Below are 26,783 nucleotides of genomic sequence, written 5' to 3' on the forward strand. Positions count from 1 at the left end.
TTCCAGGAGGAACATGCATGGACCAACCGATCCGCTATAGCTTTGGTGCCGACGAGCACCTGTTTGCGGAAGTCAGCGAGAGCATGTCGCTCGAAGCGTTTTTCAAGGGCATGGCAATTACCCGTGCGGTGGAACGTCTGGAGCTGGACGGCGTACTCGACGTCTGTCTGGCCAACGCCTCGTTTCAGATCCGCTTCGACCCGGACCGGATTGCCCCACACACCCTGCTCGACGCCGTCAAAGGTGCCGAAGCCGGTGCCGTGGCCGAGCGCAGTCTGCACACGCGAATCATCGAAATTCCGGTGCTGTACAACGACCCGTGGACCCATGAAACGCTGATGCGCTTTCGTGACCGCCACCAGGACCCGGATGCCACCGACCTTGAGTACGCGGCACGCATCAACAACCTGGCCGATACCGAGGCGTTTATCGCGGCCCACAGCGGCGCGCCCTGGTTCGTCTCGATGGTCGGCTTCGTCGCCGGTCTGCCGTTCATGTTCCAGATGGTTGAACGCCAACGCCAGCTCCAGGTGCCCAAGTACCTGCGCCCCCGCACCGACACACCGAAACTGACCCTTGGTCACGGCGGCTGCTTTGCCTGCATTTATTCGGTGCGCGGGGCGGGCGGTTACCAGATGTTTGGCGTGACCCCGGCGCCGATCTACGATCCACAACAGCAATTGCCGTACTTGCAAGAGCACATGGTGTTCTTCCGCCCCGGTGACATCGTGCAGTTCAAACCCATTGACCGGCAGACCTACGATCAGGCGGTGGCCGATGTCGAGGCCGGGCATTTCGATCTGCGTATTCGCCCGGTGGAGTTTTCACTGGACGCCTTTCTCGCCGACCCGACCGGCTACCCACAGACGCTGCTGGAGGTGCAGGCATGATCAAGGTCCTCAAACCCGGCCTGGCCACTTCCGTGCAAGACCTCGGCCGCGAGGGTTACTACCATTTGGGTATCCCGCCCTCCGGCGCATTGGACCAGTATGCCCTGAGCGCTGCCAACCGGCTGGTCGGCAACCCGGCCAATAGCGCCGGGCTGGAGTGCACCCTGGTCGGACCGGAACTGCAATTCGAGCGCGATGCATTGGTGGCGGTGTGTGGCGCGCAGATGATGCCGCGTCTTGATGGCCAGCCCATGCATCCCGATACCGCTTTTGCGGTCAAGGCCGGTCAGGTGCTGCGTTTCGACTTTCCCACCGCCGGCGCACGGGCTTACCTGGCGGTTTCAGGTGGCATCGATGTGCCGGTGGTGCTGGGCAGCCGCGCCACCTATACCCTGGGCGCACTGGGCGGTTTCGCCGGGCGTTGCCTGATGGCTGGCGACCGCCTGCCACTGGGTGCGGAGCACGGCAAGGGCCGACCTGGCGCCAGCTTGCCCATGGCGCTGCGCCAGACCTTGGGCGGTGAAGTGGTGCTGCGCGTGGTACCGGGCCTGTATTACCACCGGCTGAGCAAAACCGCCGCCAGAGATTTCTTTGCCGACTCCTGGACCGTCGGCTCCGAAGCCGACCGTATCGGTTATCGCTTCAAAGGCAGCAGTGCACTGAGCTTCGAGCCTCGCGAACAACCGTTTGGCGCCGGTTCCGATCCGTCGAACATTGTCGACAGCTGCTACCCCATCGGGTCGATCCAGGTGCCGGCCGGGCTGGAACCGATCATCCTGCACCGCGATGCGGTGTCCGGTGGCGGCTACGCGATGATCGGCACGGTCATCAGCGCCGACCTGGACCTGGTGGGCCAGATGCAACCGAACCAGAAGGCGCGCTTTGTCGAGGTGACTCTGGAGCAGGCATTGGAGGCGCGGCGCTCGTGGAAAAAACGCCTGGCCTGTCTGGAGCAACTCTTCCCATCCTGAGCCCCGGCAACGACTGCACGGGTGTCAGGCACTCTGCCGACGTCCCACGCATCGTCCGCGACAGTCCTGACTGCGTGCCGAAGCCTCAGGCATTTGTGCCTGGGGCTGCGCGGCCTCATCGACTTCCAGCCACCAGGTATCACCACGACTGGGGTATTGCAGGTAAAACGGCTGGCCCATCATGGGGGTGGTGATGTTGACGTTGTTCTCCCAGGCCAGCGCCAGAATCCGGTCGAAAGGCTCGTGCCAGGTGTGCATCGACAAATCAAAGGTGCCGTTATGGATCGGCAGCAGCCAGCGCCCGCGCAAGTCCTTGTGCGCCTGCAAGGTTTCTTCGGGCTGCATGTGCACCATCGGCCACTCGACGTTGTAGGCGCCGGTTTCCATCAGGGTCAGATCGAACGGCCCATACTGCTCGCCGATGCGTTTGAAACCCTCGAAGTAACCACTGTCGCCACTGAAGAAGATGCGTTGCTCGCCGTTGAGAATGCTCCAGGAACACCACAGGCTGCGGTTGCCATCCCACAGACTGCGCCCGGAAAAGTGCTGCGACGGCGTGGCGACGAACTCGATGCCGGCCACTTGCGTGGACTGCCACCAGTCCAGTTGCCGAACCTTGCTGGCCGGCACCCCCCACTCCACCAGGGTATCGCCCACACCTAACGGTGCCAGGAAATACTCAGTCTTTTCCTGCAGAGCCCTGATGCTCATGCGGTCGAGGTGGTCGTAATGGTTGTGCGAAAGGATCACAGCCTTGAGCGGCGGCAGATCCTGCAGGCTGATCGGCGGCTGGTGAAAGCGTTCGGGGCCGGCCCATTGCACGGGCGAGGCACGGTCGGCAAACACCGGGTCGGTGAGCCAGAACTGGTTGCGCAGTTTCAGCAACACCGTGGAGTGACCCAGCCGATAGACACTGTTGTCCGGTGCCGCCAGCAGTTGCTGGCGCGACAGCGGCTGGAGCGGAATCTGCCCGGCAGGCCGGGTGCCGGCCGGTTTGTTGAACGCCTGATCCCAGAACACCCGCAGCGTACGTAGCAGGCTGAGCGGTTTCATCGGCGCATGGTTGCGGTAGCGTCCCTGTTCGCGAGACAGAATGGGCAAGCTGGAGACGTCCGGGTTTCGGTGGGTCTTGGCCATGATGCGCGGGCTCCTGGAAGCAGGTTTCACGTGACAATTACACTACACGGTGTAGTTTTAAGCTTGCAGGAATGATGCAGACAAGTAAACTGCCGAGTGTAATTTTCTCTAAACGCACGTTTGAAGCCGACCTATGACCGCCCCCGTACGCCTCACCGACCAGAAACGCGAAGCCATTACCCTGGCGGCGATCGCCGAGTTTCGCGACCGGGGCTTCGAGGTCACGAGTATGGACCGGATCGCGGCGCGAGCGGAGGTGTCCAAGCGTACGGTCTACAACCACTTCCCGAGCAAGGAAGAACTGTTCGCCGAAATTCTCCGGCGCCTGTGGAGTTGCGCAGCACCGGCACCGGACGCCAGCTACAGCAGCGAGCGCGGCCTGCGCGAGCAGTTGCGCGATCTTTTAAAGGGCAAGATGGCGACCCTCAATGACCCGCACTTTCTGGATCTGGCGCGGGTGGCGTTTGGCGCCACCATTCATTCACCGGATCGCGCCCAGACCTGGGTCAATCGCCTCAACGAGCGTGAAGAGGCGTTCACGGTGTGGATTCGTGCCGCCCAGCAGGACGGGCGGCTGAAGCCGCTGGAGCCGGAGTTCGCGGCTACCCAGATCCATGCCCTGCTCAAGTCGTTCGCTTTCTGGCCGCAGATCACCCTCAATGCGCCGCTGCTCAGTGCCGACAAACAACACGAGGTGGTGGAGTCGGCGCTGGATATGTTTCTGGGCTGGTATGAGCTGCGGGGCCAGGTTTTGTAGGAGCGGCCGGGCGGCGATCCGCTTTAGCCGCGAATTGGCCTTTAGAGCGATGGAAAATCCTTCATCGAGTTGCCTGAGCTGCAGGTTTCGCCCTGCTGGGCGAGTTCCTTTTGTCTTGGTGTATGGACCGGACACATGGTTGACGGGTGTACGGAGACATGGGCATCCCTGCCCAGCGCACCTGCCCTTCATATCAAGAGCAGCGACATCCATGTCGGTTTCTCCCCCGAATCGACGCCTACCCTCGGCCTGCACCCAAGTCGCGACTTGCGTCGTCTGTGCCAGCTCGGCTCGAAGATCAAAAGCAACGGCAACGGCAAATTAAGGCCGGACACTGCTGCTCTTGAAATGAGGTCTTGCAGGCGCCGACGATCGCGACGTTTGGTGCAGGCCGAATGCAAGCGCCGCGCAGGGGGAATAAGGGCCATGGACGGCCCTTCGTGGCGGCCCCCGAAGCGGTGCTGGAATGAGGGTACCCCGCCCCAAGGCGGGGCCAAACCTGTCGCAATGGTTTCCCCCCTTTGCCGAAACAAAGGGGGTCGTCCGCCAGGACGAAACATGGCGGCCGATCAAGCACCATCAACCTTCTGGAATGCATCGCGACTAACGCCGCGACGATGCAAGTCGAAAGATTAGTGCCCGCCGCCCCCTGGCGGCGCAGCCTTGGCAGTGAACGGCGGTCTGGCGAACCAGACCAGCAGGATCAAGCCCATGAAGATCCACGCCAGCAGGTAGAAGTAATCGACGGTGGACATCATGTAGGCCTGGCTGCTCAGGGTCTGTTCCATTTGCGCGTAGGCCTGTGGCCCGGCGCCGCCGAGGCTGTCGAGGGTCTGGCGGGTGACCGGGTCGTAGTTGCTGATATTTTCGCTCAAGTACGCATGATGCTGATCAGCGCGGCGGATCCAGATCCAGGTGGTCAGCGACGCGGCGAAGCTGCCGCCCAGGGTGCGCAGGAAGGTCGCCAGCCCCGAGCCATCGGCGATCTGCTGCGGCGGCAGGTCCGAGAGCAGGATGCTTAAGGTAGGCATGAAGAACAACGCCACGCCAATACCCATGAACATCTGCACCAGCGCAATGTGCTGGAAATCCACTTCGTGGGTGAACCCGGCACGCATGAAGCACGACAGCCCCATGGCAAGGAACGCCAGCCCGGCCAGCAGACGCAGGTCGAAGCGATGCGCGTATTTGCCCACCAACGGTGACAGCAACACAGGCAGGATGCCGATCGGCGCCACGGCCAGGCCGGCCCAGGTGGCGGTATACCCCATCTGGGTCTGCAACCACTGCGGCAAGATCAGGTTGATGCCGAAAAACCCGGAATAGCCGCACACCAGTACCAGGGTGCCGATGCGAAAGTTGCGGTAAGCAAACAGCCGCAGGTTGACGATGGGGTGGCGGTCGGTCATTTCCCAGATCACGAACACCGCCAGGGCGACCAGCGAGATCAATGAACCAATGACGATAAAGCCCGACTCGAACCAGTCCAGGTCGTTGCCCTTGTCGAGCACCACTTGCAAAGCGCCCACACCAATGATCAAGGTAATCAGGCCGACATAATCCATCGGCTGGCGGCTGGTGTTGACCGGCCGCCTGGCCATCTGGGTTTTGACCACAAAGGCGGCGAACAAACCGATAGGAATGTTGATAAAGAAGATCCACGGCCAGCTGTAGCTGTCGGTGATCCAGCCGCCCAGAATGGGTCCGGCAATCGGCGCCACTACCGTGACCATCGCCAGCAGCGCCAGGGCCATGCCGCGCCTGGCCGGCGGGTAGATGGCAATCAGCAGGGTCTGGCTCATCGGGTACAGCGGGCCGGCCACCACCCCCTGCAATACCCGAAAGCCCACCAGCTCGGGCATCGACTGCGAGATACCGCACAAGAACGAGGCCAGCACGAACAGCAACGTTGCCCAGATGAACAGCTTGACCTCGCCAAACCGTCGGCTCAGCCAGCCGGTCAGCGGCAAGGCGATGGCGTTGCTCACCGCAAACGAGGTGATCACCCAGGTGCCTTGTTCGGAGCTGACCCCCAGGTTGCCGGAAATGGTCGGCAGCGCGACGTTGGCGATGGTGGTGTCGAGCACCTGCATGAAGGTCGCCAGCGACAGACCGATGGTACTGAGCAACAGACTCGGCGGGGTGAATGAAGCGGGAGCGTTCTGACTCATCGCGAATCCCTTGACACATGAACGGTGCCCCGGCCGGCTGGCCGGGGCATGGGGATCTTTCGATCAGCGCTGCGCGGTGGCTTTGCTGGCCGCAGCGCTGTTGTCGTGGATCAGTTGGGCGATTCGCGCATCGGCATCGGCCAGTTGCCGGTCATACACCTGGGTGCTGAAGCTCGGCTGCTTGGGCGGCTGCTGGGCCAGGACCGGGCCGTTCTGGTCATGCAGGTTGACCTCAACGGTGGTCGACAGCCCAATGCGCAGCGGGTGTTCGGCCAGTTCCTGAGGATTGATATGAATGCGCACCGGCACCCGCTGGACGATCTTGATCCAGTTGCCGGTGGCGTTCTGCGCCGGCAGCAAGGCGAAGGCACTGCCGGTACCGGCGCCCAGGCTGTCGATGGTGCCGCTATAGGTCACGTCGCTGCCGTACAGGTCGGCGCGAATCTCCACCGGCTGGCCGATACGCATCTTGCCCAGTTGGGTTTCCTTGAAATTGGCATCAATCCATAGCTGGTCGAGGGGAATCACCGCCATCGTTGCGGTGCCGGGCTGAATACGCTGGCCCAATTGCACATTGCGCTTGGCCACATAACCGGTGACCGGCGCCACCAGCGTGGTACGTGCATTGGCCAGCCAGGCCTGGCGCAACTGCGCGGCGGCGGCCTTGACGTCAGGGTGCGAAGAAACGTGCGTATCGTCGACCAGCGCCACGCTGCTGGCCAGTTGTTGCTGCACGTTGTTCAGAGCACTTTGCGCGCTGATCAGATCATCCTTGGCATGCGACAGCTCTTCTTGAGAAATCGCCCCGCTGCTCGCCAAGCTGCGCCGCCGGTTGTAATTGTCCTGGGCCTTCTGCACCGCTGCACGCTGGGCTGCCAGTTGCGCCTTCATGCCATCGACATTGCTGTACAGTCCCCGCACCTGACGTACCACGCGGGCCAGATTGGCCTCGGCGCTCTGCAGGCCGACCTCGGCATCGCTGGGGTCGAAGCTGAGCAGAACCTGCCCTTCACGCACCAGGTCACCGTCATCGGCGCCGATGCTGATCACCGTGCCGGTGGTCTGCGGAGTAATGGACACCACATTGCCGTTGACGTAGGCATCGTCGGTGCTTTCCTGCCAACGACCATAGAGTTCATGCCAGGCCCAGACACCCAGGCCGCCGGCGACCACCAGGGCCGCCAGCCCCAGCAGCAACACTTTACGCTTGCCGGAAGCCTGATCCTTGGTGGTGGCAGTGGATGAAGATTCAGCAGCGGGAGTCGCCATGATGGTTACCTTGTCAGCAAAACAGTTAAAGGCCGGGGGCTCTGGCGCAAACCATGAGCGTTGCGCGGCAGGTCACGGTCCGGGGGCGGACTTGAAACTCAGGCGCGTCAGGGTGATGTGGTCATCGGCGGCCACCAGCAGCTTGGTGAGGATGCGCTGCAGGGTGTCGACTTCGTCCTTGTCCAGTGCCGCAAAGGTGTCATTCATCGCGTCGGCGGCGATGCTCGGCAGCAGGTCGGCCAATTGCTGGCCCTTGTCACTGAGCACCAGCCGTACCTGACGCCGGTCGCTGGCGCAGCGACTGCGCACCACCAGCCCCTTATGCTCCAGACGGTCGAGCATGCGGGTCATTGAGCCGCTGTCCAGCGACAGGTGCCGACATAACTCGACCGGTGTGTCAGAGCTGAACTGGGCAATGATGATCAACACCTTGTATTGCGCGAATGTCACGTCATGAGGCAGCAGGTACTTGTCGAGCATCCGGTCTTTGAGAGCGTTAGTACGCCCGACCAGCAAGCCGATAAGACTGGAATCGAAGTTGTCCGCCGAGAAATGTTTCAAAGGATCACCCTAAAAGCTGCCTAGGCAGTTATTTCAAAATATTACTGCCTGAGCAGCTAATGTCAAACTATTCGTTAGCTTGCTTATCAACGCCCGAAAAAAAACGACCGGTTGTCAGCCGGTCGTTCTGTGGGGGGGGGGGGGGCGCCTGACGAGTCAGGCCGCGACGGGCACGCCGCTGTGAAAACGGAAATCTTCGTCCGGGCTTTCAATCAGGTCTTTTTCGGCCAGGCGGACCTCTTCGATCTTGGCATCGACATCGTCCTTGTCGCCGTACAGGTAGGCCAACTTCAGATAGTCCTGAAAATGCCGCGCCTCGGATTTGAGCAGGCTGGCGTAGAACTTGCCGAGCTCCTCATCCAAATGCGGCACCAGCGCCGCAAAACGCTCGCAGGAGCGCGCCTCGACGATGCCGCCGACAATCAGCGCATCGGTCAGGCGATAGGGGTTGTGGTTACGCACCAGCTTGCGCAACGCGCCGGCATAGCGCGCCGAACTGACGTTAGCCATGGGGATGCCGCGTTTGCGGATCAGGCTGATGACCTGTTCGAAGTGACGCAGCTCTTCTCGGGCCAGGCGCGACATCTTGGCCTGCAGGTCAAACTTGTCGTTGTACTGGAACATGAACTGAAACGCAGCGCCCGCTGCCTTTTTCTCGTTGTTGGCGTGATCGATCAGCAGGATATCCAGATTGCGCGTGGCCGCCTGCACCCAGGCATCAGGGGTACGACACAACAGGAACGCTTCGATTTCAGGGATCGGGTACATAGGCTCACGAGGACGACGGGACAAAGCCGGGCATTATACGAGCGCCTGTTTCATGCACGCCAGCCCGCAGCCAGGTACAGGCGGACTATAGTCATGGCAGTGGTTGTGTTTGAACCGTCGTGATTGAGGAGCAAAACCTCATGCAATCGATCCGTAGCATTCTGGTGGTGATCGACCCCGAGCGTCCCGATAACCTGGCACTCAACCGTGCCCGCCAGATTTCCGGGGTCACCCAGGCTCATCTGCACGTGCTGATCTGCGACAGCAAGCACCCGCATACCCAGCAGCTCAACGAGCTGATGCGCGACCTGCACGCCGAAGGGTTCACCGCCAGCGCCCAGCAGGACTGGCAAGGGTCGACCTACAAGACCATCATCAAGGCGCAACAGGCTGAAGGCTGCGGACTGGTGATCAAACGCCACTGGCCCGACAACCCGCTGAAAAAGGCCCTGCTCACCCCCGATGACTGGAAACTGCTGCGTTATTGCCCAAGCCCGGTGCTGATGGTCAAGAGTGAGCGCCCCTGGAGCGGCGCGGTGGTGCTGGCCGCCGTGGATGTCGGCAACGCAGACGAGCCACACAAAGCCCTGCACGAGTCGATTGTCGACCACGGTTACGCCATCGCCAGCCTGGCCAAAGGCGAGCTGCACGTCATCAGCTCATACCCGGCGCCATCCTTGTCAGCAGCCGACCCGGCCAATCAGGGCGACGGCAGCCTGCAAGCGCGCTACCGCGAACAATGCGTCGACTTTGAGCAGCGCTTCGACATTGCCGACGAACGGCTGCACATTACCGAAGGCCCTGCCGATGTGCAGATTCCGCATCTGGCGCATCGGCTCGGCGCCGCCGTGACGGTGATCGGCACCGTAGCCCGCACCGGCATTGCCGGCGCGTTGATCGGCAACACCGCCGAGGTGGTGCTCGATGCGCTGGAAAGTGACGTGCTGGTGCTCAAGACCGAAGCCATCGTCGAGCACCTGGAGGCGTTGCTGGCCCAGACCTGAGAGCATCAGAATAATCAGGCGCCGAGCGCGTCGCGCAGAAAAGACGGGGCGATGTAGCGCTCGTAATGAGCATCGGACAACAGAAAGAACTCGCGGTCGATGGCATCGCGCAGGTCCGGCAGGGTCCAGCAGCGGAACTCCGGCAACAGCACGAAACCGTAGGCTTCAACGTTGGTGATGACCCGTGCACCGCGGGCAATCAGTTGATAGGCCCAGCAATATTCGGACTGATTGGCGACAAAGCGGATCTTGCGCTGGGTCAGTTGCCAGCGCAGCTTGTCAGCATCGAAGACTTCGAGCTTGGCGGTCATGACCTGGACCAGCAACTGCTCAAGACGCAGCCATACGGCGCGCTTCTCGGCTTCGCCGTAGCTGTTCCAATTGACGATCTCGTGATGAAAGCGCTTGCAGCCCCGGCATACCCGGTCACCGAACACGGTGGAGCAAAGGCCGACGCAGGGCGTCTTGATGATCTGATCGGGCATGACGGGCAACGACTGGTGGAACGAGCGGCCATGTTAGCCCTTTGTCTAACAGGGGTCACCCCTCAAGATGTAGGGCCTAACTTACACTGGGCGAAGTTTTGCCGTAGAATCACCGTGCCTTTTAAAGGCGCAATGTCCGTCGGAAGCTGTTTTCAAAGCGTCACGAGCACAGTCAAGTTTTCCCGCAGCCCGGTGTCGTCTGGCCATTCCCTCATCACGAATGGCCGCCCGACCGCCCCACCCAGCCGGTCTGCAGGCGTAAAACTTTGAAAACAGCTTCGTAAGGAATTGCCGTTACCCTTGGCCAAAGTGCTCAAAAAGCATCGGCGCGCAGGGTGCGGATGATTTCTGGATGAGCGTCCCGGACACCCCAAGATGGGACCACTGATGAGGGTAATACTGTGCTTGAAGCCTACCGTAAACACATCGAAGAGCGTGCCGCCCAAGGCATCGTGCCTCAGCCGCTTAACGCCGAACAAACCGCAGGCCTGGTCGAGCTGCTGAAGAATCCCCCGGCTGGCGAAGAAGAAGTCCTCGTTGACCTGCTCACCAACCGCGTTCCACCAGGCGTTGACGAAGCGGCCTACGTCAAAGCCGGTTTCCTGTCTGCCATCGTCAAGGGCGAAACCAGTTCCCCGCTGATCGACCGCAAGCGTGCCACCGAACTGCTGGGCACCATGCAGGGCGGCTACAACATTGCCACCCTGGTCGACCTGCTGGATGATGCCGAACTGGGCGCAGTGGCTGCCGAGCAGCTCAAGTTCACCCTGCTGATGTTCGACGCCTTCCACGACGTATCCGAGAAAGCCAAGGCTGGCAACGTCCACGCCAAGGCCGTTCTTGAGTCCTGGGCGGCCGGTGAGTGGTTCACCAACAAGCCTGCCATCGCCGAGAAGTACAGCCTGGCGGTGTTCAAGGTCCCGGGCGAAACCAACACCGACGACCTGTCCCCTGCCCCGGACGCCTGGTCACGCCCTGACATCCCGCTGCACGCCCTGGCCATGCTGAAAATGGCCCGTGACGGCATCGTGCCTGAGCAACAAGGCGCCATCGGCCCACTCAAGCAGATCGAAGAAGTCAAAGCCAAAGGCTTCCCTGTCGCCTACGTCGGTGACGTGGTCGGTACCGGTTCGTCGCGTAAGTCGGCAACCAACTCGGTGCTGTGGTTCTTCGGTGACGACATCCCTTACGTGCCGAACAAGCGCGCTGGCGGTTTCTGCTTCGGCACCAAGATCGCTCCGATCTTCTACAACACCATGGAAGACGCCGGCGCTCTGCCAATCGAATTCGATTGCACCGACCTGGCCATGGGCGACATCATCGACGTTTACCCATACAAAGGTGAAGTGCGCCGTCACGGCAGCGACGAGCTGGTGACCACCTTCGAACTGAAAACCCCTGTGCTGCTGGACGAAGTCCGCGCCGGTGGTCGTATTCCGCTGATCGTTGGCCGTGGCCTGACCGAAAAAGCCCGCGCCGAACTGGGTCTGGGTCCAACCGACCTGTTCAAGCTGCCGGAAGCGCCGGTCGACACTGGCAAGGGCTTCACCCTGGCGCAGAAAATGGTCGGCAAGGCCTGCGGTCTGCCAGAAGGCAAAGGCGTACGTCCTGGCACCTACTGCGAACCGAAGATGACCACCGTCGGTTCCCAGGACACCACTGGCCCGATGACCCGCGACGAGCTCAAAGACCTGGCGTGCCTGGGCTTCTCCGCCGACCTGGTCATGCAGTCGTTCTGCCACACCGCGGCTTATCCGAAGCCGATCGACGTCACCACCCACCACACCCTGCCGGATTTCATCCGCACCCGTGGCGGCGTGTCCCTGCGTCCTGGCGACGGCATCATCCACAGCTGGCTGAACCGCATGCTGCTGCCTGACACCGTCGGCACCGGCGGTGACTCGCACACCCGCTTCCCGATCGGCATCTCGTTCCCGGCCGGTTCCGGCCTGGTCGCCTTCGCCGCTGCCACCGGCGTCATGCCGCTGGACATGCCTGAGTCGGTTCTGGTGCGCTTCAAGGGCAAACTGCAACCGGGCATCACCCTGCGTGACCTGGTACACGCCATCCCTTACTACGCGATCCAGAAGGGCCTGCTGACCGTCGAGAAGAAAGGCAAGAAGAACATCTTCTCCGGCCGCATCCTCGAAATCGAAGGCCTGGACGAGCTGACTGTCGAGCAGGCATTCGAACTGTCCGACGCCTCGGCCGAACGTTCGGCTGCCGGTTGCTCGATCAAGCTGCCTGAGAAGCCGATCGCCGAATACCTGCAATCCAACGTCACCCTGCTGCGCTGGATGATCAGCGAAGGCTACGGTGACCCACGTACCCTGGAGCGCCGTGCCCAGGCGATGGAAGCGTGGATTGCCAATCCTGTGCTGCTGGCGGCTGACCCGGACGCCGAGTACGCCGAGATCATCGAAATCGACCTGGCCGACGTCAAAGAGCCTGTCCTCTGCGCGCCGAACGACCCGGACGATGCCCGCCTGCTGTCTTCGGTACAGGGCGAGAAGATCGACGAAGTGTTCATCGGTTCGTGCATGACCAACATCGGCCACTTCCGCGCTGCCGGCAAGCTGCTCGAGAAGGTCAAGGGTGGCATTCCTACCCGTCTGTGGCTGTCGCCGCCGACCAAGATGGACGCTCACCAACTGACCGAAGAAGGCTACTACGGCATCTACGGCAAGGCCGGTGCACGCATGGAAATGCCAGGCTGCTCGCTGTGCATGGGTAACCAGGCACGGGTACAGACCGGCTCGACCGTGGTTTCCACCTCGACCCGTAACTTCCCGAACCGTCTGGGCGATGCGACCAACGTGTATCTGTCCTCGGCCGAACTGGCTGCGGTCGCTTCGATTCTCGGCAAGCTGCCGACCGTCGAGGAGTACATGACCTACGCGAAAGACATCGACAGCATGTCTGCCGACGTTTACCGCTACCTGAGCTTCGACCAGATCGCCGAGTTCCGTGAAGCGGCGGCAAGCGCCAACATTCCGGTTGTTCAGGCTTGATGGTGTAAACCTGCGTTAAAAAGAAACCCCGCCTTGTGCGGGGTTTTTTTATGCTCTTTTATTGCGGACGACCGCGTAACTCTGTAGGAGCGGCTTTAGCCGCGAATTGGTTTTTAGACCCCTGGAAAATCCTTCATCGCGGTGACTGAGCTGCAGGTTTCGCCCTGCGGGCGAACTTCCCTCCGTCCGGCACCCAAGTCGCGATTGGCGTCGTCTGTGCCATCTCGGTTCGAAGAGCAAAAGTAACGGGCATAGCAAATCTCGCTTTCCGCTTGCAGCTGGCAGCTGGCAGCCAAAAAAAAACGCCTCTCACGAGGCGTTTTTTTCATCACATCAACTCATCAAACCGTACTGCCCTGCCCGCTCAGGGCCAGGTCCAGCAGCTCGCGGTTGGCAACCGCGTACATGGCGTAGTCGGTGCCGCTGGCGGCACGCAGTTCGACCAGCATGGCGCGCCAGCGCTCGACCATTGCCGCGTGCTGTTCCAGCCACAACGCCAGGCGTTCTTCGATATCCTCCGGCGCCTCCTGCATCTGCAGAACCGAGATAGTGATCGCCCGTTGCTGCCAGTCGATATCATCACGGAACGCTTCGCGAGCCAGTGCCTGCCAGTTGTTTTCCACTGGCAGGTTGCTGATTTGCTGCAAGTACCAGGTGATTTCCAGGGCGCTGCCCACGGCGAAGAAGGTCTTGGCGACGTCAGCGGCGTTGTGGCCGGTCACGTCAGAGGCTTCGATGATCGGCAGCAGGGTATACAGGTGGGTAGTACCTGCCACCATCCTCGCCAGCAGCTCAGGTACGCCTGACTCGACGTAAGCCTCGTAGCGTTCCTGCCAGACCGAACGGGTGCGACCTTCGAGCAGCTCGTCGAGCTTCAGGCCCAGGGCCGCGATGTGCGGACCGAAGTGCGCAACGTCACGACCGGCATCCAGTTCATTGCGACGGCTGCGCAGGAACCAGCGCGTGGCACGACGCCCCAGACGCATCAGTTCATCCATCAGGGTCAGCTGGATCTCGGCCGGAACCTTGTAGTCCAGCGCCTCGATCTGCCGGAACCAGTGCGGCAGGTGGAAGATGTCACGCACGATGACATAGGCACCGGCGACCGCCGCCGCGCTCATGCCGGTGGACTCCTTCAGACGCTGTACGAAGGTGATGCCCATGTGGTTGACCAGATCGTTGGCAATCTGGGTGCTGACGATCTCGCGCTTGAGCCGGTGGCCGCGCATCGCTGCCGAGTAATCAGCACCCAGCGACGACGGGAACGCAGTTTCCATATCCCGGGCCAGGTAGTCATCATCGGGCACACGGGACTCAAGCAGCGCTTCCTTGAGGTCGATCTTGCTGTAGGAGATCAGCACCGACAGCTCGGCACGGGTCAGGCCATGACCACTGGCAACCCGTTCGGCGATCTGCTCTTCGGATGGCAGGAACTCAATGACCCGGTCCAGCTTGCCGCGCGCTTCGAGATCGTTCATCAGGCGCTTGTATTCGGCAATCCGGTCGTAAGCCCGACGCGCCGCCAGCGACAGTGCCTGGGTCTGCTTGTAGTTGTTGCCCAACACCAGATGACCCACTTCGTCGGTCATGCTTTCGAGCAGCTGGTTGCGCTGCTTCTGGGTCATGTCGCCGGCCTGGACCACTTCGTTGATCAGGATCTTGATGTTCACTTCGTGGTCGGAACAGTCCACACCACCGGCGTTATCGATGAAGTCGGTGTTGGTGGCGCCGCCATGCAGGCCGAACTCGACCCGGCCGAGCTGGGTCATGCCCAGGTTGCCACCCTCGCCCACCACCTTGCAGCGCAGCTCATCACCATTGACCCGCAGCGCATCGTTGGCCTTGTCGCCAACATCGGCGTGGCTTTCTTCACTGGATTTGACGTAGGTGCCGATGCCGCCGTTCCACAGCAGGTCGACCGGCGCCTTGAGCAAAGCGTGCATCAGCTCGGTCGGCGTCAGCTTGTCAGCCTTGATATCGAAGCGTTCTTTCATCTGCTCGGAGATCGCAATGCTCTTGGCGCTGCGCGGGAAGATGCCGCCACCGGCAGAGATCAGGCTGGCATCGTAATCGGTCCACGCCGAACGCGGCAGGTCGAACAACCGCTGACGCTCGGCGAAGCTGCTGGCCGGCTCCGGATTGGGGTCGATGAAGATATGAAGGTGGTTGAAGGCCGCGACCAGCTTGAGTTTGTCAGACATCAGCAAGCCGTTGCCGAACACGTCGCCAGCCATGTCACCGATGCCGATCACGGTGATGCTGTCTTGCTGGACGTTGATGTCACGCTCACGGAAGTGGCGCTGGACACCCACCCAGGCACCCTTGGCGGTGATGCCCATTTTCTTGTGGTCGTAACCTGCCGAACCACCCGACGCGAAAGCGTCACCGAGCCAGAAGCCGTAGTCGATGGCGATGCCGTTGGCGATGTCGGAGAACGTCGCGGTGCCCTTGTCGGCCGCCACCACCAGGTACGGATCGTCATCATCGTGACGCACCACATTGGTCGGCGGCACCAGCACACCTTCCTTGAGGTTGTCGGTGATGTCCAGCAGGCCGGAAATGAAAATCCGGTAGCAGGCAATCGCCTCGGCCTGGACTTCATCACGACCACCGGAAGTCGGCAGCCGACGCGGTACGAAGCCGCCCTTGGCCCCGACCGGCACGATCACCGAGTTCTTCACCTGCTGGGCTTTTACCAGGCCCAGCACTTCAGTGCGGAAGTCTTCTTCGCGGTCCGACCAGCGCAGGCCGCCACGCGCCACGTTGCCGAAGCGCAGATGCACGCCTTCGACACGCGGCGAGTAAACGAAGATCTCAAACTTCGGCACCGGCTTGGGCAGCTCGGGGATCAGGCGCGGGTTGAACTTGAAGCTGAAGTAGCCCTTGTTCTGACCATTGGCGTCGGTCTGGTAGAAGTTGGTACGCAGCGTGGCCTTGATCAGGTCCAGGTAACGACGCAGGATCCGGTCTTCGTTGAGAACCTGAACATCATCGAGCGCGGTGAGAATCGCCTGCTCCAGGCGCAGTTGCTTGTCGTCCAGATCGTCCGAGCCCAGCTTGCGCGCCAGGTAGAAGCGGGTCTTGAACAACCGGGTCAGTTCACGGGCGATATCGGTGTGGTTGTTCAGGGTGCTGGCGATATAACCCAGGTCGAAGCCCAGGCGGATCTGTTTCAGGTAGCGGGCATAGGCCCGCAGCAGCGCCACATCGCGCCATGGCAGGCCGGCCGTCAGCACCAGGCGGTTGAACGCATCGTTCTCGGCGTCGCCGCGCACGATATGCACGAAGGCATCCTGCAACACGTCGTTAAGCTGCTGGATATCCAGGTCCAGACCTTCAGCGTAAGTGAACGCGAAGTCATGAATCCAGAATTCACGGCCATCGACATGCTGCAAACGATAAGGGAACTCGCCCAGCACCCGCAGGCCGAGGTTCTCCAGGATCGGCAGGACATCGGACAGCGCCAGCGGGGTATCGGCGTGGTACAGCTTGCAATGCAATTGCTGACGACGCCCGGCCAGTGGCTGATAGAAACTCATCACCAGCGGATTGTCTTGCGACAGGCTCAGCACATGCTGCATGTCGACCACTGCCGAATGCGCGGCAAAGCGCTCGCGATAGCCGGCAGGGAAGCCTTTCGGGAAGTCTTCCAGAACGTTGGTGCCGTGGGCCTCGCCGAAGCTCTCGATGACCAGGCTGGCATAATCGTCTTTCCACGAGCGACAGGCCTGGATGACTTCGTTTTCCAGTTGGACCGGGTCGATATCCAGCGTGACTTTCGGGTCAACCCGCAGGATCAGTTGCACGCGGGCCAGGACCGACTCGGAGAAGAACGTCCAGAACTCGCAATCGCTGGCCTTCAAGCGCTCCATGAGCACCTGCTGGATCTTCTGCCGCACCTCGGTGGAATACACGTCACGCGGCACGTAGGCCAGGCAGTAGCAGAAACGCCCGTACGGGTCCTTGCGCAGGAACACCCGAATCTTGTTGCGCTCCTGGATCTGGACGATCGACATCACGGTGCCGAACAGTTCGTCCACCGGGGTCTGGAACAGGTCGTCACGCGGCAACACTTCGATGACCTGGGCCAGCTCCTTGCCCAGGTGCGCCTTGGCGTCGAAGCCGGAGCGACGCTCGACTTCCGCGACCTTGCGGCGAATGTAAGGAATGCGATGCACGTTCTCGCCATACACCGACGAGGTGTACAGGCCCATGAAACGGCATTCCTTGACCACGCTGCCCGAGGCATCGATCAGGCGGATCGACACGTAGTCCGGGTAAGCCGGACGGTGCACCCGGCTGGGCAGCGCGGCCTTGGCGAACGACAGCAGGGTCGGCTCCTGCAGGTATTTCACCGCATAGTCTTCGATATGCAGGTCCTCGTCACTGAGCCCGGCACGCAGCAAACGGGTCAGGCCCAGCAGGGACGAGGGGTCGTATTCGATGTGACCGCCATCGGCTTCACTGCGCACCGTGAACTCTTCATAGCCCAGGAAAGTGAAGTGGTTGTCCACCAGCCACTGCAGGAACACCTTGACCTCGGCTTTCTCCTCGGGGTCGATGGCATATTGGCTGGCATCAATGGCCGCCAGTACATCGTTGACCCGGGCCTTCATCGGCTCGAAGTCTTCAACCGCCACCCGCACCTCTCCCAGCACCTGTTCCAGCTCACGGGCCAGGGCACTCAACTCGCTGGCATTGGAGCAGCGGTCGATTTCCAGGTACATCAGCGACTCTTGCAGCACGCCCTCGCCGCTGGTGCCCTTGGGCAGCAGTTCGAGCAGTTCGCCCTGGGGACCACGGCGTACGCTCAGAACAGTGGTCTGCAAGGTATGGATGCTGTAGCTGCGGCGATTGAGCTCGGTGCGTACCGAGTCGACCAGGAACGGCAGGTCGTGATGCAGCACTTCGACCACGGTATGGGTCGACTGCCAGCCATGGCGCTCGTAGTCAGGGTTGTAGACGCGTACTTGCGGAGTATCGTGTTCGAAGCGTTCCAGCAGTCGCCAGGCCGACAGCGTACAACCGGCCAGATCGGACAGGCGGCGCTGAGTCAGTTCATCCAGAGAAATGATGCCGAAAAATTGCTCGGCGAACAGGGCCACTTGTGGCAAGGCCTGATCGCTGATGTGCTGCGCCAGGGCCGCTTGCAGTTGATGCTGGAAGTCGGCCTTGCTGGCTGCGGTGAAGAACGCCATCGATGATACTCCGCTTTGGCTTTTTTAGAGGGCTGAGCAGCTTGTCGTGATCCGGTCGTCGACAGGATCGAGTGTAGAGCGAAATAGACACAACCTCGGGCAACGACACAATCGGTTGCCCATTTCCGGAAGTACGTCAGAAAAAGCCACGAACCGGCAACACGCCAGCACACAACCGTTCATCGCCTTTTTCCAGCTTAACGACAGCAGCGCGGCAACGGCTTACAGGGCTGCGACATATTCGGTCATCGACCAACAGGTACGATAACCACCCGACCGGCGCCAACCCGCCGCACCAGCAAAGTTCATCAGGTGCTGGCACAATTGCGCCCCGCCAGTAGCCCGGACCAGGAATCTCACATGCTGATCAACACCCTCTGCCTCATTGCCAATCCCTGCGACGACGAATACGACGACATGGCCATGCTCTGCTGCCACGGCGATAATGGCGATCTGTTTTCGCTGGGCCGCTTCCCGGATGAGGATCAGGTCGAGATCCGCATAGGCGACGATAAAAGCCTGGAAGTCAGCAGCCTGAAGATCACCCTTGAAACCGCTCGACTGCTGATCGAGCTTGAGCCAGCCGATGCGGCGCGCCTTGAAGGCCATGGGCACTATGAAATCCACTACGACAGTCAGGTCAGTGACCTGGCCGAAATCGACCAGACCCTGCGCATTATTCTGAGCAACAATGTCGGTACATATGTCAGCCAGATCAGCTGAGCTGAGCGGGTAAAGTCATGCGCCATCGCCCAGGAGGCCGCCATGACCACGCCACGTTTCGACGCTCATTGCCATATTTTCAACCCGCGCTATTCGCTCAAGGTCTGTAACCGGCCGGTGCCCGGCCCCTTCACCGTCGCCGACTACCAGGCCAGTGTCGCGCCACTGGGGTTTACCGGTGGTGCGGTAATTTCCAGCACCGCCCAAGGCTTTCACCAGGGCCACCTGCTTGACGCGCTGCGCTGGCTGGGTCCTGGCTACGTCGGGGTCACCCGCCTGCCAGCCACGGTCGCCGACGCCGAACTCGACACCTTGAACGGCTTCGGGGTACGCGGCCTGCGCCTGGCGCTTAAAACCGGCGAGCCGCTATTGCAGGAGCAGATCCTCGCGATGGGGCGGCGGGTACACCGCCATGTGGGCTGGCATGTCGAGCTGGCGGTGGACGCCCGCGAACTGGCCGACCTTGAAGACTGCCTGTCGCAGCTGCCAGCGCTGTGCCTGGACCACCGGGTACTGAGCCGCAACGGTCTGCCGACCCTGCTGCGCCTTGCCGAACAGGGCGCGCACGTCAAGATCTGCGGCATGAGCGGCTTCAATGCCACCTCCGTCGGGATGCTCAAGGACATCCATGCAGCCAACCCCAGCGCGCTGATGCTCGGCACCGGCCTGCCGTTGATCAACGCAACACCGGACGCCCTGCTGCGCGACCTTGAAATGCTCTTCGAGACCCTCGGCGACTCGGCAGCCCAGCGCGTGCTATGGAACAACGCGGCCAGTTTCTATCGACTGCAAACCAGTTGAGGCGGTAGCCGCCGAAAAATACCCGCCGCCATTAGTCGTCAGGGGTCCGGATAGATTAAAGTAGCGCCCCCAGCCCAGGGTTCTGTTTTGCAGGCCGACTCCCGGTATCCGGTTCACCGGACTACTTGCAGGGCCTGACTCGCGACACTCGGGGCCGCCATTGCACAGCGGTACCACCTTGCCAGGAACCATCATCGATGGAACATCGTGAAGCGCTGATTGCGCTGCGCAGCTTTCTTTCAACCCAGATCCTCGGTCAGGAAAAGCTGGTCGACCGGCTGCTGATCGCTCTGCTCGCCGATGGCCACATGCTGGTCGAGGGTGCGCCGGGGCTGGCCAAGACCAAGGCCATCAAAGAACTGGCCGAAGGGGTCGAAGCCCAGTTTCATCGTATCCAGTTCACCCCTGACCTGCTGCCGGCGGACATCACCGGCACCGAAATCTACCGCCCTGAAACCGGCAGCTTCGTGTTCCAGCAGGGGCCGATCTTCCATAACCTGGTGTTGGCCGACGAAATCAACCGCGCCCCGGCCAAGGTCCAGTCAGCCCTGCTCGAAGCCATGGCTGAGCGTCAAGTCAGTGTCGGGCGCAGCACCTACGACCTGTCGCCGCTGTTTCTGGTCATGGCCACCCAGAACCCTATCGAGCAGGAAGGCACTTACCCGCTGCCTGAGGCCCAGCTCGACCGTTTTCTGATGCACGTCAAGATCGGCTTCCCGGACGCCGCCGTAGAACGCAAGATTCTCCAGCAGGCACGCGGCGAGGCCTTGAACGGTGAAACCAAGCCGGAGCGGCGGGTCAGCCAGCAAGCGATCTTTGCCGCACGCAAGGAAATCCTCGGCTTGTACATGGCCGATGCCGTGGAGGAGTACCTGGTGCAATTGGTAATGGCCACCCGCACGCCCGCCAAGTTCGACCCGGAACTGGCCGAGTGGATCGGCTACGGCGCCAGCCCGCGCGGCTCGATTGCCCTGGACCGCTGCGCACGGGCGCACGCGTGGCTGGCCGGGCGCGACTTTGTCAGCCCCGAAGACATCCAGGCGGTGCTGTTTGACGTGTTGCGTCACCGCATCATCCTGTCGTTCGAAGCCGAAGCGGCCGGTATCGATCAGGACCGGGTGACCCAGCGCATCCTCGACGTCGTCGCCGTCGCCTGACGCCATGCCAGCAGACCTGATTTCTCAACCGGGCATCCGGGTCAGCCTGCGCGAACTGATCGAGATGCGCCATCGCGTTCGTGAGGTGCAGCTGTTCTCCACGCCGAACCGGCGCAGCCCGCTGATCGGCCTGCACCATTCGAAGTTGCGCGGGCGTGGCGTGGACTTCGATCAGGTGCGGGTCTACCAGGCCGGCGACGATGTGCGCAACATCGACTGGCGAGTCACCGCCCGCACCCAGGAACCACATACCAAGCTGTTTCACGAAGAGCGCGAACGGCCGATTTTCATCATGGTCGAGCAAAGCCGCCGGCTGTTCTTCGGCTCAGGGCTGACCTTCAAATCGGTGCTGGCGGCGCAAGCGGCCGCCTTGATCGGCTGGGCCGCCCTGGAACACAACGACCGGGTCGGCGGCCTGGTGTTCGGTGACCGGGAACACTACGAAATCAAACCGCGACGCAGCAAGCAGAGCCTGCTGCAACTGCTCAATCGTCTGGTGCGGGTCAACCAGTCGCTGCACACCGAAATCGCCGCCGATCGCGACGCGTTCGGCACCGCATTGCGCCGCGCCCGCGAAGTGCTACGCCCCGGCAGCCTGGTGATCGTACTGTGTGACGAGCGCGCGCTCAGCGATGCGGCCGAGCAGCAGCTGAGCCTGTTGTCGCGACACTGCGACCTGCTCCTGCTGCCGCTCTCCGATCCGCTGGACCGCGCCCTGCCTGCCGCCGGCCTGCTGCGCTTTGCCGAACGAGGCGCCGAGCTCGAGCTCGACACCTTGAATGTCGAACTGCGCAAAAACTACCGGGCGCTGGGCGAAGCCCGCTGCGCACGCTGGGAACGTCTGGCGCAAAAGCTGCGGGTGTTGCTGATGCCCTTGAGTACCCAGATCGAACTGGTCGAGCAGTTGCGTGAGTTCCTCAAGGCCCAGCGCCCGGTGAAGCAGCCATGAGCCTACTGGACCAGCTACAGCCATTGATCGCACCTGCGCCGCCGGGGCTGTGGCCGCCCGCGCCGGGCTGGTGGCTGCTGATCGCCCTGTTGCCCTTGGCCGGCTGGGGATTATGGCGAGCCTACCGGCTGCTGCGGGCGCGTAACCCGTTGCCACGCGCCGAGCAACCGCTGGACCCGGTACGGGTGGCGGCACTCGCAGAACTGGCCAGCCTGGCCAAGCCCTATGACGGTGCGCCGGCCGGTGCCTGGCTGCAGCAAATCAACGGTTTGCTCAAACGCCTGTGTCGCAACCACTATCCGTACAGCCAGAGCCACACCCTCAATGGCCGTAAATGGCTGGCGTTTCTCGACAACCGTTGCCCGGCCGCTGGCCTGACGCGCTGGATGGTGTTGGTCGAAGGCGCCTACAAACCCGAATGCAAACTGGACGATAAAGCGATCAACGGCCTGACCCAGTCGGTCGAAACCTGGATCCGCAAACATGTTTGAGTTCGCCTGGCCGTGGATCTTCGCCCTGCTGCCGCTGCCTTGGCTGATGCGCTGGCTGCTGCCGGTGGCCGACAACGGCGAGGCGGCGCTCAAGGTCAGCTTCATCAGTGAACTTGAAGGCCTCAAAGGCCGCCGCGCCAGAGCCAACCTGCCCGCCTGGCGGCAACGCGGCCCGTTGCTGGTGATCTGGCTGTTGCTGTTGCTGGCCAGTGCCCGCCCGCAATGGCTCGGCGAGCCCTTGCCGATTGCCGCCAGCGGCCGGGACCTGCTGGTCGCGGTGGATGTCTCTGGCTCCATGGACTACCCCGACATGCAATGGCAGGGTGAAGAGCTCAGCCGTCTGGCCTTGGTGCAGCAGATGCTCGGCGACTTTCTTGAACACCGTGAAGGCGACCGGGTCGGCCTGATCCTGTTTGGCAGCCAGGCTTATGTGCAGGCACCCCTGACCTTCGACCGGCGAACCGTGCGGGTCTGGCTGGACGAAGCGCGGATCGGCATTGCCGGCAAGAACACCGCCATCGGTGATGCCATTGGCCTGGCCTTGAAACGCCTGCGCCAACGGCCGGCCGAAAGCCGGGTACTGATTCTGGTCACTGATGGCGCCAACAATGGCGGGCAGATCGACCCGGTGACCGCTGCCCGACTGGCGGCCGATGAGGGGGTGAAGATCTACCCGATCGGCATCGGTGCGGACCCGGACAGCACCGGCATCCAGAGCCTTTTGGGCCTCAACCCGAGCCTGGACCTCGACGAGCCGACACTCAAGCGTATCGCCGAGCTCAGCGGCGGCGAGTATTTCCGTGCCCGCGACGGCGACCAACTGGAGAACATCCGCAGCATCCTCGATGCTCTGGAGCCGGTCGCCCAGCAACCGACCCAGGCCCGCCCGGCCCTGCCGCTCTATGCCTGGCCACTGGCGCTGGCGCTGCTGCTCAGTGTGCTATGGGTGATTGTCGAGCTCTGGCCTGACAACGCACTGGAGCGCCTGCGCCAGGCCGCAGTCGAGCGACTGAACGCCCTGCGCCAGCGCCTTAAAAAGACCGGAGCCCGCAAATGAGCGCATTCTGGCCTTACTGGCTGCGCCCGCTGTGGCTGCTGGTCATCCCCTTGCTGGTCTGGTTGCTGTACAAGCTCTGGCACCGCCAGAAACGCGCCGGGCGCTGGCAACTGCTGATACCGCCCGCGTTTCACGCAGCACTGCTCAACGGCGGTAACGGCCGGGGCAGCAAACAACCCTGGGTGGTGCTGGGTCTGGCCTGGCTGCTTGCCGTACTGGCCCTGATCGGTCCCAGTTGGCAACGCATCGAACAACATGGTCAGAAGCCGGTTGATCCATTGGTGGTGGTGCTTGAGCTCACCCCGCAGATGCTCGCCACCGACACCCCGCCCAGCCGTCTGGAGCAGGCCCGGCGCAAACTGCGCGACCTGTTGCAGGCGCGCAGCGATACCCAGACCGCGGTCGTCGTGTACGCCGGCAGCGCCCACACGCTGGTGCCACTGTCTGACGACCTGGCCACCAGCTACAACCTGATCGACGCCATCAAGCCGTCGATCATGCCGGCCGCCGGGCAGCGCGCCGACCTGGCGCTGGGCAAGGCTCTGGAGCTGCTGCGCCAAGCCGACCTGGGCCAGGGCCGGGTGCTGCTGATGACCTCTGCACTCAATGAACAGGAACGTCAGGGCATCCGCCAGCGGCTGGGCAACCAGAGCCCGTCGCTGAGCATCCTTGGCCTGGGTAGCAATGATGGCGTACCGGTGACCCAAGAGAATGGCGGTCTGTTACGCGATGAACACGGCGCGATCATGGTCGCCCGGCTCGACAGTCAGGGGCTCGCTGATTTCGCAGCACAGGTCGGGGGCAACTACCGTCAGGCGCGTCCTGGCCTTGACGATCTGCGCAGCCTGGGTCTGCTCGACAGCCCGCAGCAAATCAATCGCGATGGCCGCGTTCTGCGCCTGGACAGCCGCGCTGACCAAGGCTATTGGCTGCTCCTGCCACTGCTACTGCTGGCCGCCTGTGCGGCACGCCGGGGCTGGCTGTTCGTGCTGGCCCTGCTGTGTGTGCTGCCGCACAACGCCATGGCGTTTGAATTCCAGGACTTGTGGTTGCGCGCCGATCAACAGGGTCAGCGGCTGATGCAAAAAAAGCGCCCTGACGAAGCAGCGCAACGCTTCACTGACCCGCGCTGGAAAGGCACGGCGCTCTACGCCGCCGGCGACTACGCCGCTGCGGCGCAACAATTTGCTGGCGGTGATACGCCCGCCGACCACTACAATCGTGGTAATGCCCTGGCCATGAGCGGTGAGCTGGAAGCGGCGCTGGATGCCTATGAGCAGGCGCTGGAGCGCCAGCCTGACTTTCCTGCCGCACAGTTCAACCTGAGCCTTGTCCAACAGGCTCTGGATCAACTGCAACCCGCTGCAACCGACGAGCCGCAGCAGCCGCCAAGCGAAGAACAGGCGTCACCGGACGAAGCGACTGACAGCGCTCAGCAGGCTGACACCAGCCAGCAACAAAGCCAGGCCCAGCACAGCGAACAAGACGAGCCACCGAGCCAGACCCGCGACGCGAGTAACATGAACTCAAGCGATGCCATCGACGAAGCCGACAACACCACTCGCCCGCCCGTGGCCCTGCCCGACGAGCCGTTCGATGGCGAGCGGCGCCAGTCGCTGGAGCACTGGCTCCGGCAGATCCCCGATGATCCGGGCGAACTGCTGCGACGCAAATTCCGTTATGAGCAGCAACATCAGGAAACCAGCCGATGAGCCGCGCCCCCCTTTTGTTGTCCGGCCTTCTGCTGTGGATGACCGCACTGTGTAGCCAGGCCGCCGAACTCACCGCGCAGGTCGACCGCACCCGGCTGGTCGCCGGTGAGACGGTCGAGCTGACCCTGGAAACCAACGACGTCACCCAGTTCGGCAAACCTGACCTGAGCGTGCTGGACGAAGCCTTCGAAGTGCGTGACACCCGCCAGGTCAACAGCCTGACCACCCTGGACGGCAACAGCCAGGCCAATACCCGCTGGCTGATCACCCTGTTGCCACGCCACACCGGCAGCGTCGAGATACCACCGGTGCAACTGGGCCAATCACGCACCCAACCGGTCTTGCTGCAGGTATTGCCCGGCGATGCCCAGGAACCGGGCAGCGAGCTGGCACCGGTGTTCATCGAGGCCAGCCTCGACCAGGACAGCGTCTATGTACAGGCCCAGGCGGTGCTGACCCTGCGTATCTATCACTCGGTGTCACTGTTCGACGACAGCAGCCTGAGCCCGCTGCAACTGCCCGAAGCCCGTATCGAGAAACTCGGTGACTCACGAACCTACGAGAAACTCATCAACGGTATCCGCCACGGGGTGATCGAGACCCGCTACGCCATCTATCCGCAACAAAGCGGGCTGCTGAAGATTCCGGCGCTGGTGTTCAGCGCCACCCAGGCCCAGAGCCCCTCGGCGGCCAGCCCCGGCCAGCAACAGGCGCCTAACCCCTATGGGCCACAACCGGGCAAGGCGCTGCAGGTCAGCTCGGCGGAAATCAGCCTCAAGGTCAAGGCGCGCCCGGAGTTGTGGCCGGCCGATAAGCCATGGCTGCCGGCCAGCAGCGTGAATCTCGAAGAAAGCTGGAACCCGGACACCACCACCGTCCAGGCCGGGGATTCACTGACCCGAACCTTGACCCTCAAGGTCGAGGGCCTGTCGGCTTCGCAATTGCCGCCCCTGCAGATCCCCGACTTGCCGGGCGTACGCCGCTATCCGGACCAGCCACAACTGACCAATCAGCCAGGTGAGCGTGGCCTGACTGGCAGCCGCAAAGAAAGCGAAGCGCTGGTACCGGGCCGGGCCGCCAGCCTGGAACTGCCGGCGGTGGAAGTGACCTGGTGGAACACCCGCGAAGACCATATCGAACACACCAGCCTGCCGGCGCGTACCTTGCAGGTCAGCGTCAACCCTGGGCTGGCAGTCGACACCCCGGTATCCGGTGAGCACGGGCTGTCGCCATGGCTATGGATCTGGCAACTGAGCACGCTGTTTTTCGCCTGCACAACCCTGCTGGGCCTGTGGCTCTGGTGGCGGGCCCGCGGCCTGCCGGCGGTGGCGCGCGCCGCGCAGACCGGTCCCAGCCCGCGCACGGTGCTCGATGACCTCAGGCGTGCCTGCCTGGCCAACGACCCGCAAAGTACCCGCCAGGCGCTCGACGCCTGGGCCCGTCAACAGCCCGAAACCCTGGCCGACATGGCCGCGCGCTTTGTGCCGCTGTCCGATGCGCTGGACGGTCTGAACGGGGCGCTGTACAGCGAAGCCGGGCCGTTCTGGCTCGGTGAAGAGTTGTGGCGGGCGATCCGCAGCCTGCCGACGGTAGAGCACATACAAGACAGCTCGGCAGACGCCGGGCTGCCGCCGCTGTATCCGAAATGAATTCACGGCCTTGCAGGAGCGC

Annotated in this window: 19 protein-coding genes and 1 pseudogene; 13 read left to right on the forward strand and 7 right to left on the reverse strand. The window is 62.4% G+C overall.

Going from position 1 to position 26,783, the window contains the following annotated elements; all coding sequences use genetic code 11:
• Positions 1 to 17: 17 nt before the first annotated feature.
• Together NRB16_RS21655 and NRB16_RS21660 are read left to right on the forward strand one after the other, a co-directional pair.
• Positions 18 to 890 carry an allophanate hydrolase subunit 1 gene (locus NRB16_RS21655; protein WP_253141460.1) on the forward strand — a complete coding sequence of 291 codons (873 nt, stop codon included), beginning with the start codon at positions 18 to 20 and terminating at the stop codon, positions 888 to 890.
• Complete coding sequence (locus tag NRB16_RS21660) at positions 887 to 1,861, forward strand: biotin-dependent carboxyltransferase family protein (protein ID WP_045493384.1); 975 nt, start codon at positions 887 to 889, stop codon at positions 1,859 to 1,861. Before NRB16_RS21655 ends, NRB16_RS21660 begins: the two co-directional genes overlap by 4 nt.
• Before the next feature lie 24 nt (positions 1,862 to 1,885).
• Here NRB16_RS21660 and NRB16_RS21665 read toward each other — a convergent pair whose 3' ends face one another.
• Positions 1,886 to 2,998 carry an MBL fold metallo-hydrolase gene (locus tag NRB16_RS21665; protein WP_253141465.1) on the reverse strand — a complete coding sequence of 371 codons (1,113 nt, stop codon included), beginning with the start codon at positions 2,996 to 2,998 and terminating at the stop codon, positions 1,886 to 1,888.
• Positions 2,999 to 3,131: 133 nt separating this feature from the next.
• Between NRB16_RS21665 and NRB16_RS21670 the strand changes: the two genes are divergently transcribed.
• Entirely contained in the window at positions 3,132 to 3,755 is a 624-nt protein-coding gene (locus NRB16_RS21670) for a TetR/AcrR family transcriptional regulator (RefSeq protein ID WP_045493389.1), read from the forward strand.
• 632 nt (positions 3,756 to 4,387) lie between these two features.
• Here the strand turns inward: NRB16_RS21670 and NRB16_RS21675 are convergent.
• The 4 genes and pseudogenes from NRB16_RS21675 to NRB16_RS21690 form a co-directional block, all read right to left on the reverse strand.
• Positions 4,388 to 5,938 (reverse strand): annotated as a pseudogene (locus tag NRB16_RS21675) (DHA2 family efflux MFS transporter permease subunit); the annotation flags it as partial.
• A 51-nt stretch (positions 5,939 to 5,989) separates the two neighbouring features.
• Positions 5,990 to 7,195 (reverse strand): efflux RND transporter periplasmic adaptor subunit, encoded by a 1,206-nt coding sequence (locus NRB16_RS21680; protein WP_045493395.1) that lies wholly within the window; start codon positions 7,193 to 7,195, stop codon positions 5,990 to 5,992.
• Between the two features lie 72 nt (positions 7,196 to 7,267).
• Positions 7,268 to 7,756, reverse strand: a complete 489-nt coding sequence (locus tag NRB16_RS21685; protein ID WP_253141472.1) for a MarR family winged helix-turn-helix transcriptional regulator — start codon at positions 7,754 to 7,756, stop codon at positions 7,268 to 7,270.
• A gap of 156 nt (positions 7,757 to 7,912) precedes the next feature.
• A complete protein-coding gene (locus NRB16_RS21690; RefSeq protein ID WP_045493401.1) occupies positions 7,913 to 8,524 on the reverse strand; it encodes a tRNA-(ms[2]io[6]A)-hydroxylase in 612 nt (203 codons plus the stop codon).
• Positions 8,525 to 8,664: 140 nt separating this feature from the next.
• On the opposite strand from NRB16_RS21690, the gene NRB16_RS21695 reads away from it, so the two are divergent.
• Positions 8,665 to 9,528, forward strand: a complete 864-nt coding sequence (locus NRB16_RS21695; protein ID WP_253141475.1) for a universal stress protein — start codon at positions 8,665 to 8,667, stop codon at positions 9,526 to 9,528.
• A gap of 14 nt (positions 9,529 to 9,542) precedes the next feature.
• Here NRB16_RS21695 and NRB16_RS21700 read toward each other — a convergent pair whose 3' ends face one another.
• The gene (locus NRB16_RS21700) at positions 9,543 to 10,013 is read right to left on the reverse strand and encodes a DUF1289 domain-containing protein (protein ID WP_045493407.1); all 471 of its coding nucleotides are present in this window, start codon (positions 10,011 to 10,013) and stop codon (positions 9,543 to 9,545) included.
• Between the two features lie 401 nt (positions 10,014 to 10,414).
• Here NRB16_RS21700 and acnB point away from each other — a divergent pair, with 401 nt between their 5' ends.
• Positions 10,415 to 13,024: a bifunctional aconitate hydratase 2/2-methylisocitrate dehydratase gene (gene acnB / locus NRB16_RS21705; protein WP_257106894.1), complete on the forward strand. Its 2,610-nt coding sequence runs from the start codon at positions 10,415 to 10,417 to the stop codon at positions 13,022 to 13,024.
• Between the two features lie 341 nt (positions 13,025 to 13,365).
• Here the strand turns inward: acnB and NRB16_RS21710 are convergent, their stop codons facing one another.
• Positions 13,366 to 18,222: an NAD-glutamate dehydrogenase gene (locus NRB16_RS21710; RefSeq protein WP_045493413.1), complete on the reverse strand. Its 4,857-nt coding sequence runs from the start codon at positions 18,220 to 18,222 to the stop codon at positions 13,366 to 13,368.
• 360 nt (positions 18,223 to 18,582) lie between these two features.
• Here NRB16_RS21710 and NRB16_RS21715 point away from each other — a divergent pair, with 360 nt between their 5' ends.
• The 8 genes from NRB16_RS21715 to NRB16_RS21750 all read left to right on the forward strand — a co-directional run bounded on the left by NRB16_RS21715 (position 18,583) and on the right by NRB16_RS21750 (position 26,761).
• Positions 18,583 to 18,945: a hypothetical protein gene (locus NRB16_RS21715; protein WP_045493416.1), complete on the forward strand. Its 363-nt coding sequence runs from the start codon at positions 18,583 to 18,585 to the stop codon at positions 18,943 to 18,945.
• Between the two features lie 42 nt (positions 18,946 to 18,987).
• Entirely contained in the window at positions 18,988 to 19,746 is a 759-nt protein-coding gene (locus tag NRB16_RS21720) for an amidohydrolase (protein WP_045493419.1), read from the forward strand.
• Between the two features lie 197 nt (positions 19,747 to 19,943).
• A complete protein-coding gene (locus NRB16_RS21725; protein ID WP_045493422.1) occupies positions 19,944 to 20,903 on the forward strand; it encodes a MoxR family ATPase in 960 nt (319 codons plus the stop codon).
• Between the two features lie 4 nt (positions 20,904 to 20,907).
• Positions 20,908 to 21,852, forward strand: a complete 945-nt coding sequence (locus NRB16_RS21730) for a DUF58 domain-containing protein (protein WP_045493425.1) — start codon at positions 20,908 to 20,910, stop codon at positions 21,850 to 21,852.
• Entirely contained in the window at positions 21,849 to 22,343 is a 495-nt protein-coding gene (locus tag NRB16_RS21735; RefSeq protein WP_257106895.1) for a DUF4381 domain-containing protein, read from the forward strand. The genes NRB16_RS21730 and NRB16_RS21735 overlap by 4 nt, the downstream gene beginning before the upstream one ends.
• Complete coding sequence (locus NRB16_RS21740; protein WP_253117269.1) at positions 22,336 to 23,400, forward strand: VWA domain-containing protein; 1,065 nt, start codon at positions 22,336 to 22,338, stop codon at positions 23,398 to 23,400. Before NRB16_RS21735 ends, NRB16_RS21740 begins: the two co-directional genes overlap by 8 nt.
• Positions 23,397 to 25,112 (forward strand): VWA domain-containing protein, encoded by a 1,716-nt coding sequence (locus NRB16_RS21745; RefSeq protein WP_257106896.1) that lies wholly within the window; start codon positions 23,397 to 23,399, stop codon positions 25,110 to 25,112. The genes NRB16_RS21740 and NRB16_RS21745 overlap by 4 nt, the downstream gene beginning before the upstream one ends.
• Complete coding sequence (locus tag NRB16_RS21750; protein ID WP_257106897.1) at positions 25,109 to 26,761, forward strand: BatD family protein; 1,653 nt, start codon at positions 25,109 to 25,111, stop codon at positions 26,759 to 26,761. The genes NRB16_RS21745 and NRB16_RS21750 overlap by 4 nt, the downstream gene beginning before the upstream one ends.
• Positions 26,762 to 26,783 lie beyond the last annotated feature (22 nt).

This window comes from Pseudomonas sp. LJDD11, assembly GCF_024584215.1.
Lineage (GTDB): Bacteria > Pseudomonadota > Gammaproteobacteria > Pseudomonadales > Pseudomonadaceae > Aquipseudomonas.